This is a genomic window from Streptomyces acidicola, assembly GCF_009377235.1.
GTDB lineage: Bacteria > Actinomycetota > Actinomycetes > Streptomycetales > Streptomycetaceae > Streptomyces > Streptomyces acidicola.
The window spans coordinates 23,491-39,478 of record NZ_VMNX01000074.1 but is presented as its reverse complement, the minus strand read 5'-3'; the positions used below and the strand labels follow the sequence as shown (position 1 = coordinate 39,478).

At 71.9% G+C, this 15,988-nt stretch carries 14 protein-coding genes and 1 pseudogene; 7 read left to right on the top strand and 8 right to left on the bottom strand.

Annotation, left to right across the window (positions count from 1 at the left end; genetic code table 11):
* The 4 genes and pseudogenes from FPZ41_RS20555 to FPZ41_RS20540 all read right to left on the bottom strand — a co-directional run.
* Positions 1–594: pseudogene (locus tag FPZ41_RS20555) on the bottom strand (aspartate aminotransferase family protein); the annotation flags it as partial.
* Positions 595–830: 236 nt separating this feature from the next.
* Entirely contained in the window at positions 831–3,338 is a 2,508-nt protein-coding gene (gene pepN / locus FPZ41_RS20550) for an aminopeptidase N (RefSeq protein ID WP_194236154.1), read from the bottom strand.
* A 106-nt stretch (positions 3,339–3,444) separates the two neighbouring features.
* Entirely contained in the window at positions 3,445–3,795 is a 351-nt protein-coding gene (locus FPZ41_RS20545) for a chorismate mutase (protein ID WP_152864657.1), read from the bottom strand.
* 10 nt (positions 3,796–3,805) lie between these two features.
* Positions 3,806–4,627, bottom strand: coding sequence for a helix-turn-helix domain-containing protein (locus FPZ41_RS20540; RefSeq protein ID WP_228022858.1), 822 nt, complete (start codon positions 4,625–4,627; stop codon positions 3,806–3,808).
* A 110-nt stretch (positions 4,628–4,737) separates the two neighbouring features.
* On the opposite strand from FPZ41_RS20540, the gene FPZ41_RS20535 reads away from it, so the two are divergent.
* Positions 4,738–6,534: a glycoside hydrolase family 35 protein gene (locus tag FPZ41_RS20535; RefSeq protein WP_152864653.1), complete on the top strand. Its 1,797-nt coding sequence runs from the start codon at positions 4,738–4,740 to the stop codon at positions 6,532–6,534.
* Positions 6,535–6,727: 193 nt separating this feature from the next.
* Here the strand turns inward: FPZ41_RS20535 and FPZ41_RS20530 are convergent, their stop codons facing one another.
* Positions 6,728–7,510 carry a S1 family peptidase gene (locus FPZ41_RS20530; protein WP_152864651.1) on the bottom strand — a complete coding sequence of 261 codons (783 nt, stop codon included), beginning with the start codon at positions 7,508–7,510 and terminating at the stop codon, positions 6,728–6,730.
* Positions 7,511–7,749: 239 nt separating this feature from the next.
* On the opposite strand from FPZ41_RS20530, the gene FPZ41_RS20525 reads away from it, so the two are divergent.
* Together FPZ41_RS20525 and FPZ41_RS20520 are read left to right on the top strand one after the other, a co-directional pair.
* A complete protein-coding gene (locus tag FPZ41_RS20525; RefSeq protein WP_322620495.1) occupies positions 7,750–8,664 on the top strand; it encodes a hypothetical protein in 915 nt (304 codons plus the stop codon).
* A gap of 82 nt (positions 8,665–8,746) precedes the next feature.
* On the top strand, positions 8,747–9,580 hold the full coding sequence (locus FPZ41_RS20520) for an ankyrin repeat domain-containing protein (protein WP_152864649.1): 834 nt from the start codon (positions 8,747–8,749) through the stop codon (positions 9,578–9,580).
* Here the strand turns inward: FPZ41_RS20520 and FPZ41_RS20515 are convergent.
* Positions 9,528–10,442, bottom strand: a complete 915-nt coding sequence (locus FPZ41_RS20515; protein ID WP_152864647.1) for an SDR family oxidoreductase — start codon at positions 10,440–10,442, stop codon at positions 9,528–9,530. The genes FPZ41_RS20520 and FPZ41_RS20515 overlap by 53 nt on opposite strands.
* Entirely contained in the window at positions 10,439–11,203 is a 765-nt protein-coding gene (locus tag FPZ41_RS20510) for an SDR family oxidoreductase (RefSeq protein WP_152864667.1), read from the bottom strand. The genes FPZ41_RS20515 and FPZ41_RS20510 overlap by 4 nt, the downstream gene beginning before the upstream one ends.
* A 142-nt stretch (positions 11,204–11,345) precedes the next feature.
* Here FPZ41_RS20510 and FPZ41_RS20505 point away from each other — a divergent pair, with 142 nt between their 5' ends.
* Genes FPZ41_RS20505 through FPZ41_RS20490 form a run of 4 tightly spaced genes read left to right on the top strand, consistent with a single transcriptional unit; the run spans position 11,346 to position 14,842 of the window.
* Complete coding sequence (locus FPZ41_RS20505) at positions 11,346–12,107, top strand: enoyl-CoA hydratase family protein (protein WP_152864645.1); 762 nt, start codon at positions 11,346–11,348, stop codon at positions 12,105–12,107.
* On the top strand, positions 12,100–13,029 hold the full coding sequence (locus tag FPZ41_RS20500; RefSeq protein WP_152864643.1) for a CoA transferase subunit A: 930 nt from the start codon (positions 12,100–12,102) through the stop codon (positions 13,027–13,029). The genes FPZ41_RS20505 and FPZ41_RS20500 overlap by 8 nt, the downstream gene beginning before the upstream one ends.
* Entirely contained in the window at positions 13,026–13,784 is a 759-nt protein-coding gene (locus FPZ41_RS20495) for a CoA-transferase subunit beta (protein ID WP_152864641.1), read from the top strand. The genes FPZ41_RS20500 and FPZ41_RS20495 overlap by 4 nt, the downstream gene beginning before the upstream one ends.
* On the top strand, positions 13,784–14,842 hold the full coding sequence (locus FPZ41_RS20490; RefSeq protein WP_152864639.1) for an NAD(P)H-dependent flavin oxidoreductase: 1,059 nt from the start codon (positions 13,784–13,786) through the stop codon (positions 14,840–14,842). Before FPZ41_RS20495 ends, FPZ41_RS20490 begins: the two co-directional genes overlap by 1 nt.
* On the opposite strand, the gene FPZ41_RS20485 is transcribed toward FPZ41_RS20490, so the two are convergent.
* Positions 14,826–15,983, bottom strand: coding sequence for an acetyl-CoA C-acetyltransferase (locus tag FPZ41_RS20485; RefSeq protein WP_152864636.1), 1,158 nt, complete (start codon positions 15,981–15,983; stop codon positions 14,826–14,828). The two genes, FPZ41_RS20490 and FPZ41_RS20485, sit on opposite strands and share 17 nt — an antisense overlap.
* Positions 15,984–15,988: the final 5 nt, after the last annotated feature.

Genomic DNA, 15,988 nt, shown 5'->3' with positions numbered 1-15,988 from the left:
GGTGGGGACGACGACGGGTTCGGGGAGGCCGAGGAGCCAGGCGGCGCGGCGCAGGGAGTGGTGGGCGTTGGCGCCGCAGACGAGCCGGAGTGGCCCTGGGGCGTGCCGGGTTTCGCGGGCCAGGAGGAGGGCGAGTTGGTTGGACTCGGTGCCTCCGGTGGTGACCAGGGCGTCGCGCGCGTGCAGTTCGTCGGCGAGTGCTCTGGTGACGAGTGTCTCCAGCGCCGAGGCGGCCGGGGCCTGGTCCCATGAGTCGAGGGAGGGGTTGAGGGCGGAGACGGCGAGGTCGGCGGCGGTCGCGACGGCGAGGGGCGGGCAGTGAAGGTGGGCCGCGCACAGGGGGTCGGCGGGGTCGGCGGCGCCCGCGGCGAACGCGCGGACGAGGGTGTGGAGGGCGTCTGGGTCGCCGTGGCGTGGGAGTACCTCGCCGAGGGCGGCCCGGATGTGTGCGGCGACGGCCTGTGGCCCGCCTGCGGGGAGGGGGCCGCCGCCGCGTGCGTCCGCGCCTTCTTGTAGTGCGTCGAGCACCGTGTCGAGCAGGGGCCGCAGCGCGTGGCGGCCTCCGGCTCCTGAGGCGAGGGGCGGGGCGCTCATGCCGTGGACAACGATGCGGCTGCGCTAAGGGTGCTGTTTGGAGAGTGTCGTGGGGGGCCGTGGGGGGTCTGTGCCGGTGGCGGTCTGCTCTGCCTGTGGGGGTCTGGGGGGAGTATGGGCGATTTGCTGCTCCCGCAAGCTCTCAACTCTGTTCGAGCGGGGAGGTACCCCTCCTCGCGGCGGAGCCGCGTCTTGATGCAGCGCAGCGCCCCTTACGGGGCGCGCTTCAGCTCCCGTCAGTTCCCCTCGCTGTGTGCCTCCCTCACCTTCAATGCGCGCCCCAGGTCATCCAGTTGGTCCGTCAGCTGGCGGCGCAGGGACGGGGTCGGGTCGGACTCGCGGAGGCACTGCTCGCCGAGGCGGAGGGTTTTCGCGTGGACGGCGTGCACGGGGAAGGCCCAGCGGCCCGCGGCGACGGCGATGGCGGGGCTGCGGCGGGCGGCGACTGCGACGGCGTCGGTGAAGTACCGCTGGACGTACTCCTCGACCAGCTCGGCCTGTTCGGGCTGCCAGAAGCCTTGGGCGGTGGCCGTGAACAGGTAGTTGGAGAGGTCGTCGGTGGCGAACATGGCCTCCCAGGCCGTGCGCTTGGCCTCCGGGTCGGGCAGCGCGGCCCGGCAGCGGGCGGCGCCCTCCTGGCCGGTGGCGCTCGGGTCGCGCTGCACCTCGGCGGCGATCGCGGCCTCGCCGGTGGCGCCGAGGACCGCGAGGCGGCCCAGGATGCGCCAGCGCAGCTCGGGGTCGAGCTCGGGACCGCCGGGCACGGTGCCGTCGGCGAGCCAGGCGGCGATGGTGTCGGAGTGGGCGGCGACATCGATGAAGTGGCGTACGGCCGTGAGGCGCAGGCCGGGGTGGGAGCCGTCCTCGGTGCGGCGGATCAGGTCGCGGCACAGGGCGGTGAGCGTGGACAGGGCGGCGGGCCGCTCCGTGTCGGCCAGGAAGCGGTCCGCGATCTGGGCCGACGCGAACGACAGGACGCCCTGGACCAGTGCCACGTCCGTTTCGAGGGGCAGATGGGTGCGCGCGGCTTCCAGGTAGGCGGTGGGGGGCAGTTCGCCGTCGCGGACGGCGTCCCGCAGGGAGTTCCAGACGACGGCGCGGGTCAGCGGGTCGGGGAGCTGGGACAGGTTGTCGCGGACGGCTGCGAAGGATTCGGGGTCGAAGCGGACCTTGGCGTAGGTGAGGTCGCCGTCGTTGAGGAGGAGCAGCGCGGGTCGTTTGCCGATCGGCCTGGCCTCGTCCTGGGGGATGTCGAGTTGGGGGCGTTCGCGCAGGACGAGGTGGCCGTTGTCACCGGGGTCCCGGTCGTAGAGGCCGACGGCGACGCGGTGCGGGCGGCTGCCGTGGCGCTCGGCGGTGAGGGTGTAGGTGCCGTCGTCGGCCGGGTTGACCTTCGGGGTGAGTGTGTCGATGCCTGTGGTGCGCAGCCAGGAGGCGGCCCAGGCGTGTACGTCGCGATCGGTGGCGTCGGCGAGGGAGTCGATGAAGTCGGCGAGGGTGGCGTTGCCGAAACGGTGGCGGGCGAAGTGGGTGTTGATGCCCGCGAGGAAGTTCTTCTCGCCGAGCCAGGCCACGAGTTGCCGGAGGGCGGAGGCGCCCTTGGCGTAGGAGATGCCGTCGAAGTTGAGCAGGGCGGAGGCGGTGTCGTCGACGGTGTCGGGGGCGACCGGGTGGGTGGAGGGGCGTTGGTCGGCGTCGTAGCCCCAGGCCTTGCGGGCGACGCCGAAGTCGACCCAGGTGTCGGTGAAGCGGGAGGCTTCGGTGAGGGTCTGGTAGCCCATGTACTCGGCGAAGGACTCGTTGAGCCAGATGTCGTCCCACCACTGGAGGGTGACGAGGTCGCCGAACCACATGTGGGCCATCTCGTGGGCGATGACCATGGCGCGGGTCTGCCGCTCGGTGTCGGTGACGGCGGAGCGGTAGACGAACTCATCGCGGAAGGTGACCAGGCCGGGGTTCTCCATGGCGCCGAAGTTGAACTCGGGGACGAATGCCTGGTCGTAGGAGTCGAAGGGGTACGGCTCTTCGAACTTCTCGTGGTAGCGGTCGAAGCACGCACGCGTGATGTCGAGGATTTCGTCGGCGTCGACGTCCAGGTGGGGGGCGAGGGAGCGGCGGCAGTGGAGGGCGAAGGGGAGTCCCTGGTGTTCGGTGTGCACGGAGTGCCAGGGTCCGGCGGCGACGGCGACCAGGTAGGTGGAGATCAGCGGTGTGGGGGCGGCGCGCCAGGTGCCGTCCTCCTGCTGTTCGGTGACGCCGTTGGCGATGACCTTCCAGTTTTTGGGCGCCGTCACGGACAGTTCGAAGACGGCCTTGAGGTCGGGTTGGTCGAAGGCCGGGAAGACGCGCTTGCAGTCGTCCAGGGCGAGTTGCGTGTAGACGTAGGTCTCGCCGTCGGTGGGGTCGGTGAAGCGGTGCATGCCCTCGCCGGTGCGGGAGTAGCGCATGACGGCGTCGATGCGCAGCTCGTGCTCGCCGGTGGTGAGGTCCTTGAGGGGCAGCCGGTTCTCGGTGAACGTGTCGAGGTCGAGGTTGTGTCCGTCGAGGGCGGCGTGGCGCAGTTCTTCGGGCTTGAGCTCGATGAACGTGTCCGTGACGTTCTGGTCCCCGCGTACCGTGAAGTGGATGACGGTGCGGGAGACGAACAACTCGTCGCCGTGTGTCAGGTCGAGGTCGATCTGATAGCGGTGGACGTCGAGGAGCTTGGCACGGGTCTGCGCTTCGTCGCGCGTCAGTACGGACATGCAGGACATGCTGCCTGATGCCACTGACACGGCACAGGGGCGGGCCGGTACACGGCTTTTGTCCGCCGCCCTCTGCCGTCCTCCGTGGTGCGCCCGGGGCGCGGTGTCACTCCCCCGTGGCGGATGCGCCGTTCACCGCGTCGTCCGCGATGCGCTCGTGGTGGCGGATGACCTCGGCGATGATGAAACCCAGGAGTTTCTCGGCGAAGGCCGGGTCGAGGTTGGCGTTCTCGGCGAGGTTGCGCAGCCGGGCGATCTGCTGGGCCTCGCGTGTGGGGTCGGCGGGCGGCAGCCGGTGCTCGGCCTTGAGGTGGCCGACCTGCTGGGTGCACTTGAAGCGCTCGGCGAGCATGTGGACGACGGCGGCGTCGATGTTGTCGATGCTCTCGCGCAGCCGGGCGAGCTCGGCGCGGACGGCGGGGTCGACTTCTCCGATGCCGGTGTTGCTGGTGGTCATGGGCGTCACCCTACGGGGCGTGCGGTTGTTCGATCGCCGGGCGGCTCTCCTGGGTGCGGAAGTGGACCGGGGCCACGCCGACGCGGCGGGTGAACAGGCGGGAGAAGTAGGCCGGGTCGTCGTAGCCGACGCGGCGGGCCACGGCGGCGACGGGCAGGTCGGTCGAAGCCAGCAGTTCCTTGGCGCGGTCCAGACGGATGCGCAGGAGGTAGTCCTTGGGGCTGCAGCCCGCGCCGCGACGGACGGCGGTGCGCAGTTCGGCGGTGGTCATGCCGAGCCGGGCGGCGTGTTCGGCGACCGACAGGGGCCGACAGGCGTCGCGGGCGAGGGCCTGCAGGAGCCGGTTTCCGTCGGGGGCGAGGTCGGCGCGGGCGCCGCGCAGGGTGACGAGGAGCTCGTGCAGGGCGGCGCCGGCCGCCACCTCGGGCAGGGGCGTGTCGCGCTGGACGGTGCGGGCGATGCGGCCGATGACCGCGCGGGCGCCGGACGCGTCCGAGAGGGGCACCACGGGCCGGTCCGGTTCGATGCAGCCGAGTTCGGTGTACGCCTCGGTGGCGGGCCCGGTGAAGGCGACCCAGCTCTCGTCCCAGTGCGGGTCGGGGCCGTAGTGGTGCGGGACGCCGGGGGTGAGCCAGAGCAGGACGGGCGCGGTGACCTCGACGCGGGGCCCGTCGCCGGCCCGGAACCAGCCGCCGCCCGCGCCGATCACGACGGCCACGTGGTGGTCGAGGGTGCGGGGGCCGACGGTGGGCAGCTCGCCGTACTGCAGTCCGACGCCGAGGCAGGCGAGGCCGAGCCGGTGGAGGGCCGGACCGGGCGTGAAGTACCGCATCCAGGTGTGGTAGGCGCGCCTGGCTGCGTCCACGGTGCCCTCACTTTCGTCCAAGCGCCGTCGATCTTTGTCCATGGACGGGCACACCGCCAGGGGGCAAGGGTGGGGCCATGAGCGAATCCAGGCTGGGAGACAGCGAATTCAGTGTCGGAGACAGCGACTTCCTGCTGGACGGGCGCCCGGTGCGGCTGCTGTCGGGCGCGCTGCACTACTTCCGGGTGCGTGAGGAGCACTGGGGCCACCGCCTGGCGATGCTGCGGGCGATGGGCCTCAACTGTGTGGAGACGTACGTCCCGTGGAACCTGCACGAACCGCGCCCCGGCGAGTTCCACGAGGTGGGGCAGCTGGGCCGGTTCCTGGACGCGGCCCGGGAGGCGGGGCTGTGGGCGATCGTGCGTCCGGGGCCGTACATCTGCGCGGAGTGGGAGAACGGCGGGCTGCCGCACTGGGTGACGGGTCGGCTGCGCACGCGGGACGAGCGGTTCCTGGGGCCGGTGGAGCGCTGGTTCCGGCGTCTGCTGGGCGAGGTCGTGCCCCGGCAGATCGACCGCGGCGGGCCGGTGATCATCGTGCAGGTCGAGAACGAGTACGGCAGCTACGGCACCGACCAGGTGTACCTGCGGCGGCTGGCCGACCTGCTGGTCGCCGAGGGCGTGACGGTGCCGCTGTGCACCACGGACGGTCCGGAGGACCACATGCTCACCGGTGGCTCGGTTCCGGGGCTGCTGGCGACGGCCACGTTCGGGTCCCGGGGGCGCGAGGCGTTCGACGTGCTGCGCCGGCACCGCCCCACGGGCCCGCTGATGTGCATGGAGTGGTGGTGCGGCTGGTTCACCTACTGGGGCGGTGAGCAGGCGGCACGCGATGCCGAGGACGCCGCTCGGTCGCTGCGCGAGATCCTGGAGTGCGGTGCCTCGGTGAACCTCTACATGGCGCACGGCGGTACGAACTTCGCGGGCTGGTCGGGCGCCAACCGGGGTGGCGGCGTCCTGCATGACGGGACGCTGCACCCGGACGTCACGTCGTACGACTACGACGCGCCGATCGACGAGTACGGGCGCCCCACCGAGAAGTTCTGGAGCTTCCGCGAGATCCTCGCGGAGTACGCGGACGGACCCCTGCCGGATGTACCGCCCCCGCCCGCGTCCCTCGGTGAGGCCGTCACGGCGCGGCTCACCGCGTGGGCGCCTCTGGAGGACGTCCTGGAGGCGCGCGGCGGCCCGTCGGTCGAGGCGCAGGTGCCGCCCACCTTCGAGGAACTGGATGTGGACCGGGGACTGGTGCACTACTCCGTGGACATCCCCGGGCCCAGGGAGCCGTACCCGTTGCTCGCGCGCGGGCTGCGCGACCTCGCCGTGGTGTACGTCGACGGGGAGCGGGCCGGGGTACTCACGGAGGACGAGCCCCAGCTGAAGGAGCCTGTCGCGGGTCCCGCGCGCGTGGAGCTGTGGGTGGAGTCCCTGGGGAGGGCCAATTACGGGCCCCGGCTCGGCGAGCCGAAGGGCATCACCGGGGGTGTCCTGCACGAGCGGGCGTTCGTGCACGGTGTACGCGCGCGTGGGTTGCGTCTCGACGCGCTGGACGACGTTGAGGGTGTGCCGTTCCGGGAGCTGCCCGAGGGGGGCGCCTGCGGGCTGTACCGCGGCACGTTCGAGGTGAACGGAGCGGGGGACGCGCTCCTCGAACTGCCGGGCTGGACGCGGGGCTTCGTCTGGGTCAACGGCTTCAACCTGGGCCGTTACTGGTCGGTGGGGCCGCAGGACGCGCTGTACGTGCCCGGTCCGGTGCTGCGCGAGGGCGTGAACGACCTGTGGGTGCTGGAGCTCCAGGAGGCCGCAGGCGGCCTGGGGAAGCGCACGTCGTCGTTGCCGCCGGGGATGCCGTCGCTGCGGCCGGTCTCGCGGTAGCTCTGTTCGCCGTAGCTCTGTTCGCGGCGGAGGCTGGGCGCCTGGAAGGCGGACGGGCCCGCGCGCCGGGCCGCTGGTCCGGCGTGATCATGACGAGAGGCGCCCGCGACCTCGGTCGCGGGCGCCTCGTGCGTCACGGCGTGGACGCGGGAGTCACCGCGTGCACGGTCGTGTCACAGCGTGCTCTGCCGCGTCACAGCGTGGACGCCGCCTGGGCTATGGCAGACGCGAAGGTCGACACCTCGGTGTAGACACCGGGGGCGTTGGGCCGGGCGCAGCCCTCGCCCCAGCTGACGATGCCGACCTGGATCCAGGCACCGGCGTTGTCCTTGCGGAACATGGGGCCACCGGAGTCGCCCTGGCAGGTGTCGACGCCGCCTTGCGGGAAGCCGGCGCAGATCTCCTCGCCCGCGACGAGGTCGTCGTAGAGACCCCCGTAGGCCTTGCAGGTGGCGTCGCTGACGAACGGCACGGTGGCCTTGAGGAGGTAGCGCTGCTGGGCGCCGCCTTCGGTTGCCGCGCCCCAGCCGGCGACGGTGAAGTCACCGGTGTTGTACTGCGTGGTCGTGGCGATCTTCAGGGTCGGCAGGTTGATCGGCTGGGCGAGCTTGATGAGGGCCCAGTCCTTGCCGGTGCCGTTGTAGCCGGGCGCCTGGAGGACCTTGGTGGAGCGCACCTGGACGCGGCCGCTGGTGGACTGCAGGTCCACGACACCGGCGGTGGCCGTGATGCTGGTGTTGTTGCCGGAACCGCTCACACAGTGAGCGGCGGTCAGCACGATCTGCTGGGTGTAGAGGGCGCCTCCACAGCCCATGGAGAGCCGGACCATGAACGGGAACTCGCCCTGCGCGGCACGGGTTCCGCCCACGACCGGGGAGGGCGCGGCACTCGCGCTGACCGGCTGGAGGCTGACGACGGCGAGGGCGGCGGCACCGGCCACCGCGGCTCTCTTGAGGAAGGAGAACAGCTTCTTCAACGGACTGTCCTTTCGTGGGGGGTGGGGCACGTAATGTCAGGTTCATGACACATCGAAGGGCATATCGCACCTCAGATGACGGTCAGGTCCCTGTCAGAACGTTGTGTGAAGTATGAAGATCCGCGTCCACCGGCCACAAGGGGCGAAAACGCGCCACCGTGCGCCGGGTGCCAACCCGTCGGCACGCACGACCGTCGACTTAAAGTGGAGGCGTACCGAGGCGTCGTGGGGGTGCTGACGTGGCGAACGGCGGACCTGTTGAGCACGGCTTCCCGCACCTGGACACCGTACGGGAGTCGATCACCGCGCTGTACAAACGCCTGTCGTACGACACGATCCACAGCTTCGGCACCAGCGTGGCGCCCGTCGACGTGGCGTTCTGCGACACGGACGACCTGCATCTGGGCGCGCAGCGCGTCGCCCGTGAGATCGTCCTGCACTACCGGCTGCCGGACACCCGGATGATCATCAGCTTCCGCGAGATGGCCCACGCGGCGAACGTCGAGCTGACCGCGGGTCCCGAGTACTTCATCGAGCTCAACGACCGCTTCCGCACCCACCGCCGGGACATCGGCGCGGCCCTTGCCCACGAGGTCATGCACGTCTACCTGCACCGTCTGGGCCTGTCGTTCTCCGGCACCCGCGACAACGAGATCCTCACGGACACGGCGACGACGTACCTCGGCGCGGGCTGGCTCCTGCTGGACGCCTTCCGGGAGGACCGGGCCTCCTCACAGAAGCTGGGCTACCTCACCCCGGAGGAGTTCGGCTATGTGCTCGCGAAGCGGGCGGCGCTGTTCGGCGAGGACCCGTCGATCTGGTTCACCAGCCCGCAGGCGTACACCGCGTACACCAGGGGCGCGGCCCAGGCCCGTCGCGACGAGCAGCAGCCCCCGCTGACGGCCGCCGGCTGGGCGGGCCGCCGCCGCTACGCCAGGGACCGGCGCCATGCCCAGGACCACCGGTCCACCCAGGACTCCCGCCCGCTTGGCCCGCTGCCGGGGGTCCCGTACGCGTTCACACCCGACGGCCGGGGCCCACTGCGTGTCTCCTTCCCCTGCCCCACCTGCCACCAGCGCATCAGGGTCCCGGTCCGGGGCCGGGTCCGCGCCCGCTGCGGGTTGTGCCGGACCGTACTGGAGTGCGACACCTGAGGATCCATACCGGACCACGTCATGTGTCATATCCATTTAAGCCTTTGCCTGAAGCGGGCCGGGCGAGCGAGGCTCGGGCGGTATGAGCGAGCACGAGCCGCCGACCGGACCAGGTCTCTTCACGGCGGTGTACGAGGATGACGAGGACGCGGTCGTACGGCTGCTGCGTGCCGGCGCCAGCCCGGAGGCGACGGACGAGGACGGCCAGTCGGTCCTGTACCTGACGACGGTCAGCGACATGCCCGGCATCGCGCGCCTGCTCCTGGCGGCGGGCGCCGACCCGGACCGTCTCAGCGCAGGCACGGACTCCCCGCTGTGCGGAGCGGCCTGCGGCGGCCACACGGAGGTCGTCCGCGCGCTGCTGGCCGCCGGGGCGACGCCCGACCTGGAGGAGGAGCTGGGCTTCACCGCACTGACGTGGGCGGTACAGAGGGGCAACGCCGACGTGGTGGCGGCCCTTCTGGAGCACGGCGCGGACCCGGACCGCCCCACCCCGGCGGGCGAACCCCCACTGGTGGCGGCGGCACGCCGAGGTTCCCCCTCGTGCGTGCGCGCCCTGCTGGGGCACGGCGCCCACGCGCGCGCGGAGGCTCTGGCGGAGGCGCACCGCTGGCTGACGCTGGACGTGGCGTCGGAGCTGCGCTCCGGGCTGGAGCGGGCGTACGGCCCGGGCAACGAAGTGACGACCCACCGTGTCCCCGAGGACGGCGGCATCACCGTCGTGGTCGAACTCCGCACCGGTGGCCGGACGGTGGCGGGCAACGACCAGCAGACCGGCCACGCGGAGATCGTGGAGCTGCTGAGGGGCGCCCTGGCCGAGGGAATCGGCCCGCTCGCCGCTCCCCCGGAGGTCGACGCCCACGTCACCCCGCCCCGTACACCGGCCTCGGAAGCTCCGCCTCCGCCAGGAGTTTGAGGGCCTCCTCGCCCGCCTCGGCCGGCGTCCAACGGGCTCCCCTGTCGGCGGTCGGCCCCGGTCGCCAGCCTTCCATGACCGTGATGCGGCCGCCCTCGGCCTCGAAGACGCGCCCGGTGACACCCGCGCTCGCCGCGGAGCCGAGCCACACGACCAGCGGCGACACGTTCTCCGGGGCCATCGTGTCGAAGCCGCTGTCGGGTGCGGTCATCGTCTCGGCGAAGGCGTGTTCCGTCATACGGGTGCGGGCCGCGGGAGCGATGGCGTTCACCTGGACCCCGTAGCGCCCGAGTTCGGCCGCAGCGACCAGGGTGAGCCCGACAATGCCGGCCTTGGCCGCGCTGTAGTTGCCCTGACCGACCGAGCCCAGCAGGCCCGCGCCGCTGCTGGTGTTGACGACCCGGGCCACCGGTGTTCCCCCCGCCTTGGCCTCGGACCGCCAGTGCGCGGCCGCGTGCTTCAGCGGCAGGAAGTGCCCCTTCAGGTGGACGCGGACGACGGCGTCCCAGTCGTCCTCGTCGAGGTTGACGAGCATCCGGTCGCGCAGGAACCCGGCGTTGTTGACGAGGGTGTCGAGCCGGCCGTACGTCTCCAGCGCGGTGTGTACGAGGGACGCTGCGCCCTCGGTCGTGGCGATGTCGCCGCCGTGGGTGACCGCCTGGCCACCGGCCGCGCGGATCTCGTCGGCGACCCGGGACGCCGGGCTGTCCGGTCCCGGGGTGCCGTCGAGACCGACGCCGAGGTCGTTGACGACGACACGGGCGCCCTCGGCGGCGTACGCGAGGGCGTGGGCGCGCCCCAGTCCGCGCCCCGCGCCGGTGACGATGACCACGCGCCCCTCACAGAGCCGGCGTGCGTTCATCCCGGTTCTCCTTTCCCGGTCCGGTGGTTGACGGTCGCTGCATCGAGGAAGGCCGGCCGTTCGCCGCCGCCGTGGACGAGGAGCGAGGCCCCGGTGATGTACGCGGCGGAGTCCGAGGCGAGGAAGACGGCGGCGTCGCCGATGTCGGAGGGCTCGGCGAGGCGCCCCAGCGGGACCGTGCGGGCGACGGCCGCGACACCGCCCTCGTCGCCGTAGTGGAGGTGGGACAGCTCGGTGCGGACCATGCCGACGACGAGTGTGTTGACGCGGATGTCCGGCGCCCACTCCACGGCCATCGAGCGGGCCAGGTTCTCCAGTCCCGCCTTGGCCGCGCCGTACGCCGCCGTCCCGGGCGAGGGCCGGGCCCCGCTCACACTGCCGATCATCACGATGGCGCCCCTGGCCCGCCTGAGGTGCTCGTACGCGGCGAGCGAGACGGTCAGCGGCGCGGTGAGGTTGAGCTCGATGACGCGGGCGTGGCGCCGGGCGGCGGTAGCGGCACCGGCGTCGGCCAGGGGGCGGTAGGGGGAGCCGCCCGCGTTGTTGACGAGGACGTCGACACGGGGCAGGCCGTCGAACAGGTGGTGCACGGCGTCGGGGTCCCGGACGTCCACGGGCACGAACTCCGTTCCCTCGACCGGCTTTTCGGGGGGCCGCCGGGCACAGACGACGGTGTGGGCGCCCGCCTCGACGAAGGCCCGCGCGATCCCGGCGCCGACACCGCGGGTGCCTCCGGTGACGAGAGCGAGCTTGCCCCTCAGGCCGGTATCGCCTTGCTGTCCTGCTCGCTGCTGTCCTGCTCGCTGTGCGGAGTTATCCACAGGCTCTCCCGCGGGCTTCCGTTCGCTGCTACCTTCGACACGAACCTAACAAATGTTTGGTGGAAAGGTAGCTGATGAGCTGATGGGTGTCTCCACCTCATCCCCGGAAAAGGGGATTTCCGTCGTCACGGTCGACTTCCCGCCGGTGAACGCGCTGCCGGTGCGCGGCTGGTTCGAGCTGGCCGAGGCCGTGCGCGCGGCCGGGCGCGATGCCGACGTCCGCTGTGTGGTGCTGGCGGCCGAGGGGCGCGGGTTCAACGCGGGGGTGGACATCAAGGAGATACAGGCGCAGGGCGGCCCGGCGCTGGCGGGTGCCAGCGAGGGCTGCGCGGAGGCCTTCGCCGCGGTGTACGAGTGCGAGGTGCCCGTGGTCGCGGAGGTGCACGGCTTCTGTCTGGGCGGCGGGATAGGCCTCGTGGGGAACGCGGACGCGATCGTGGCGAGCGACGAAGCCACGTTCGGCCTGCCCGAGCTGGACCGGGGCGCGCTGGGCGCGGCCACGCACCTGGCCCGGCTGGTCCCGCAGCACCTGATGCGGGCGTTGTACTACACGTCGCGCACGGCGACGGCTGCCGAGTTGCACACGCACGGGTCGGTGTGGCGGGTCGTGCCGCACGGCGATCTGCGCGCCGCCGCGCTGGAGCTGGCCCGTGAGATAGCCGCCAAGGACGGCCGGCTGATCCGGCTCGCCAAGGCCGCGATCAACGGCATCGACCCTGTCGACGTCCGCCGCAGCTACCGCTTCGAGCAGGGCTTCACCTTCGAGGCGAGCCTCAGCGGGGTGGGCGACCGGGTCCGGGACACCTTCGGGAAGGAGGGGGCACAGGTGGGTGACCATGGCTGACAAGACGATGACCTCCGACGAGGTCGTCTCCCGGCTGGAGAGCGGCATGACCCTCGGCATCGGCGGCTGGGGCTCGCGCCGCAAACCGATGGCCCTGGTGCGGGCACTGCTGCGCTCCGGGATCACCGATCTCACGGTCGTCTCGTACGGCGGCCCGGACGTGGGCATGCTCGCGGCCGCCGGGCGCATACGGAAGCTGGTCGCCGCGTTCGCGACCCTCGACTCGATCCCGCTCGAACCGCACTACCGCGCGGCCCGCGAGCGCGGAGCCTTCGAGCTGATGGAGGTCGACGAGGCGATGTTCATGTGGGGCCTGCACGCGGCCGCGAACCGGCTGCCCTTCATACCGGTGCGCGCGGGCATCGGCTCGGACGTGATGCGGGTCAATCCCGGGTTACGGACGGTTCGGTCACCGTACGAGGACGGGGAGACGCTCGTCGCCATGCCCGCCCTGCGGATGGACGCGGCGTTCGTCCACCTGAACCGCGCGGACCGGCTGGGCAACGGGCAGTACCTGGGCCCGGACCCGTACTTCGACGACCTGTTCTGCGAGGCGGCCGACCGCGCGTACGTCTCGTGCGAGCGCATCGTGGACACGGCGGAGCTGACGAAGGAGGCGGCGCCCCAGACACTGCTGGTGGGACGGCACACGGTGACCGGAGTGGTGGAGGCCCCGACCGGGGCGCACTTCACGTCGTGTGTGCCGGACTACGGCCGGGACGAGGAGTTCCAGCGGCACTACGCGAGCACACCCTGGCCGGAGTTCGCCGAGCGGTTCCTCACCGGGGACGAGCAGGACTATCAGCGCGCCGTACAGGCCTGGCACAAGGAGCACAAAGAGAACAAGGAGCACGGGAAGAAGCAGGTGCGCGAGGAGAAGAGGGCGCGCGGGGAGAAGCACGAGGAGAAGGAGGGGACATGACGGCCGTGACCCGGGCCGAGTACTGCGTGATCGCCTGCGCCGAGGCCTGGCGCGGTGCGGGGGAGATCCTCGCGAGCCCCATGGGCCTGATCCCCTCCGTGGGTGCGCGGCTGGCCCGGCTGACCTTCGCCCCGGAGCTGCTGCTGACCGACGGTGAGGCGACGCTCGTCGGTCCGGACGGCGCGCCGGAGGGCTGGCTGCCGTACCGCCGGCACCTGGCCCTGGTCACCGGCGGCAGACGGCACGTGATGATGGGCGCGAGCCAGATCGACCGGTACGGCAACCAGAACATCTCGTGCATCGGGGACTGGGCCAGGCCCCGCCGGCAGTTGCTCGGAGTGCGGGGCGCACCGGTCAACACGCTCAACAACCCGACCAGTTACTGGATACCGAGGCACTCCCGGCGGGTCTTCGTCGAGCAGGTCGACATGGTGTGCGGGGTGGGATACGACCGTGTGGCCGAGCATCCGGTCACGGGCCGTTTCCACCGCATCCCCCGCGTGGTGTCCGACCTCGGGGTCTTCGACTTCGCCACGCCGGATCACTCGATGCGCCTGGCCTCGCTGCACCCGGGGGTGACGGTGGAGCAGGTGCGGGAGGCGACGGGATTCGAGCTCACGGTTCCCGGTGACCCTCCCCGGACCCCTGAACCGACACCGGAAGAGCTGCGGTTGATCCGCGAGGTGCTCGACCCGGAGGGCACCCGGGAGCGGGAGGTCCCGACCTCCACCGCGGCCGGAGAGGCGGTCCGCTGATGGACACCGCGCTCACCCGGCTCGTCGGAGTCCGTCACCCCGTCGTGCAGACCGGCATGGGCTGGGTGGCGGGCCCCCGCCTGGTCTCCGCCGTGGCGAACGCGGGCGCGCTCGGCATCCTGGCGTCCGCGACGATGACACTCGACCAACTCCGCGACGCCGCACGGGAGGTGCGGTCCCGCACGGACGCGCCGTTCGGGGTGAACCTGCGGGCCGACGCGGAGGATGCCCCTGACCGGGTACGGATCATCATCGAGGAGGGTGTGCGCGTGGCGTCGTTCGCGCTGGCGCCGTCCAGGGAGCTGATCGGCGAGCTCAAGGACGCCGGTGTGGTCGTCATCCCCTCCATAGGTGCCCGCCGGCACGCGGAGAAGGTGGCGGCGTGGGGTGCGGACGCGGTGATCGTGCAGGGCGGCGAGGGCGGCGGGCACACCGGGGAGGTGGCGACGACCGTGCTGCTTTCCCAGGTGGTCGACGCCGTGGACATACCGGTCGTGGCGGCGGGCGGCTTCCACGACGGGCGGGGTCTGGTGGCGGCGCTGGCGTTCGGGGCGGAGGGGATCGCCATGGGCACGCGGTTCCTGCTGACCGCGGACTCGACGGTCCCGGACACCGTGAAGGCCACGTACCTCGCGGCGACTGTCCGGGACGTCACGGTCACCGCGGCCGTGGACGGGCTGCCGCACCGCATGCTGCGGACCGAGTTCGTGGACGCCCTGGAGAAGTCCGGGCGTGCGAGAGCGCTCATTCGGGCGGTGCGCCATGCGGCCGGTTTCCGCAAAGTCTCCGGGCTGTCCTGGTCCCGGATGGTCCGCGAAGGGCTCGCCCTGCGGCACGGCAAGGACCTCACCTGGAGCCAGGTCCTCCTCGCCGCGAACACCCCGATGCTCCTCAAGGCGTCGATGGTTCAGGGCCGTACGGACCTCGGGGTGATGGCGTCGGGGCAGGTCGCCGGGGTGATCGACGACCTGCCTTCCTGTGCGGAGCTGGTGGACCGGATCATGGCGGAGGCGGAGGAGGTGCTGAAGTCCCTGGAGGCGCTCAGAGTCGCTCGATGATCGTCACGTTCGCCTGCCCCCCGCCCTCGCACATCGTCTGGAGGCCGTAGCGGGCACCGGTGCGTTCGAGTTCGTGGAGGAGGGTCGTCATCAGCTTGGCGCCCGTGGCGCCGAGGGGGTGGCCGAGGGCGACGGCGCCGCCGTTGACGTTGACCCTGTCCGGGTCGGCGCCGGTCTCCTTCAGCCAGGCCAGGACGACGGGCGCGAAGGCCTCGTTGATCTCGACGAGGTCGATGGCGTCGAGGGAGAGTCCCGTCTTCTTCAGGGCGTACGCGGTCGCCGGGATGGGGGCGGTGAGCATACGGATGGGGTCCTCGCCACGCACGGAGAGGTGGTGGACGCGGGCGCGCGGGGTCAGCGCGTGCTCCTGTACGGCCCGTTCGGAGGCGAGGAGCAGCGCGGCGGCGCCGTCGGAGACCTGGGAGGAGCAGGCGGCCGTGACGGTGCCGCCGTCGATCACCGGTTTGAGGGCGGCCATCTTCTCCAGCGAGGTGTCGCGGCGCGGGCCCTCGTCGGCCGTGACCTCGCCGTACGGGACGGTCTCGCGTTCGAAGCGGCCCTCGTCGAGGGCACGGACCGCGCGCTGGTGGGAGCGCAGGGCGTACTCCTCCTGGTCGCGGCGGCTGATGCCCCACTTGGCGGCGATCATCTCGGCGCCGGCGAACTGGTTCACGGGCTGGTTCCCGTAGCGGGCGCGCCAGCCCTCGCTGCCCGCGAAGGGTCCCTCGGTGAGGCCGAGAGGTACGGCGGCCTGGCGGGAGGCGAAGGCGATGGGGACCATCGACATGTTCTGGACGCCGCCCGCGACGACCAGGTCCTGGGTGCCGGACAGGACGGCCTGCGCGGCGAAGTGCACGGCCTGCTGGGAGGAACCGCACTGGCGGTCGACGGTGACGCCCGGCACCTCCTCGGGCAGTCCGGCGGCGAGCCAGCAGGTGCGGGCGATGTCGCCGGCCTGGGGCCCGACGGTGTCCAGGCAGCCGAAGACCACGTCCTCGACGGCGGACGGGTCGATCCCGGAGCGGGTCACCAGCTCCTTGAGGACATGCGCCCCGAGGTCGGCCGGGTGGACCCCGGCCAGGCCTCCCCCGCGCCGCCCGACGGGCGTGCGGACCGCTTCGACGATATAGGCCTCGGTCATCTCGG

What these genes read in the sequence shown, in the direction of transcription:
- pepN (WP_194236154.1), bottom strand. Translation starts at nt 3,338, where the DNA reads ATGTCCGTACTGACGCGCGACGAAGCGCAGACCCGTGCCAAGCTCCTC.
- FPZ41_RS20545 (WP_152864657.1), bottom strand. Translation starts at nt 3,795, where the DNA reads ATGACCACCAGCAACACCGGCATCGGAGAAGTCGACCCCGCCGTCCGC.
- FPZ41_RS20540 (WP_228022858.1), bottom strand. Translation starts at nt 4,627, where the DNA reads ATGCGGTACTTCACGCCCGGTCCGGCCCTCCACCGGCTCGGCCTCGCC.
- FPZ41_RS20535 (WP_152864653.1), top strand. Translation starts at nt 4,738, where the DNA reads ATGAGCGAATCCAGGCTGGGAGACAGCGAATTCAGTGTCGGAGACAGC.
- FPZ41_RS20520 (WP_152864649.1), top strand. Translation starts at nt 8,747, where the DNA reads ATGAGCGAGCACGAGCCGCCGACCGGACCAGGTCTCTTCACGGCGGTG.
- FPZ41_RS20515 (WP_152864647.1), bottom strand. Translation starts at nt 10,442, where the DNA reads ATGAACGCACGCCGGCTCTGTGAGGGGCGCGTGGTCATCGTCACCGGC.
- FPZ41_RS20505 (WP_152864645.1), top strand. Translation starts at nt 11,346, where the DNA reads ATGGGTGTCTCCACCTCATCCCCGGAAAAGGGGATTTCCGTCGTCACG.
- FPZ41_RS20500 (WP_152864643.1), top strand. Translation starts at nt 12,100, where the DNA reads ATGGCTGACAAGACGATGACCTCCGACGAGGTCGTCTCCCGGCTGGAG.
- FPZ41_RS20495 (WP_152864641.1), top strand. Translation starts at nt 13,026, where the DNA reads ATGACGGCCGTGACCCGGGCCGAGTACTGCGTGATCGCCTGCGCCGAG.
- FPZ41_RS20490 (WP_152864639.1), top strand. Translation starts at nt 13,784, where the DNA reads ATGGACACCGCGCTCACCCGGCTCGTCGGAGTCCGTCACCCCGTCGTG.
- FPZ41_RS20485 (WP_152864636.1), bottom strand. Translation starts at nt 15,983, where the DNA reads ATGACCGAGGCCTATATCGTCGAAGCGGTCCGCACGCCCGTCGGGCGG.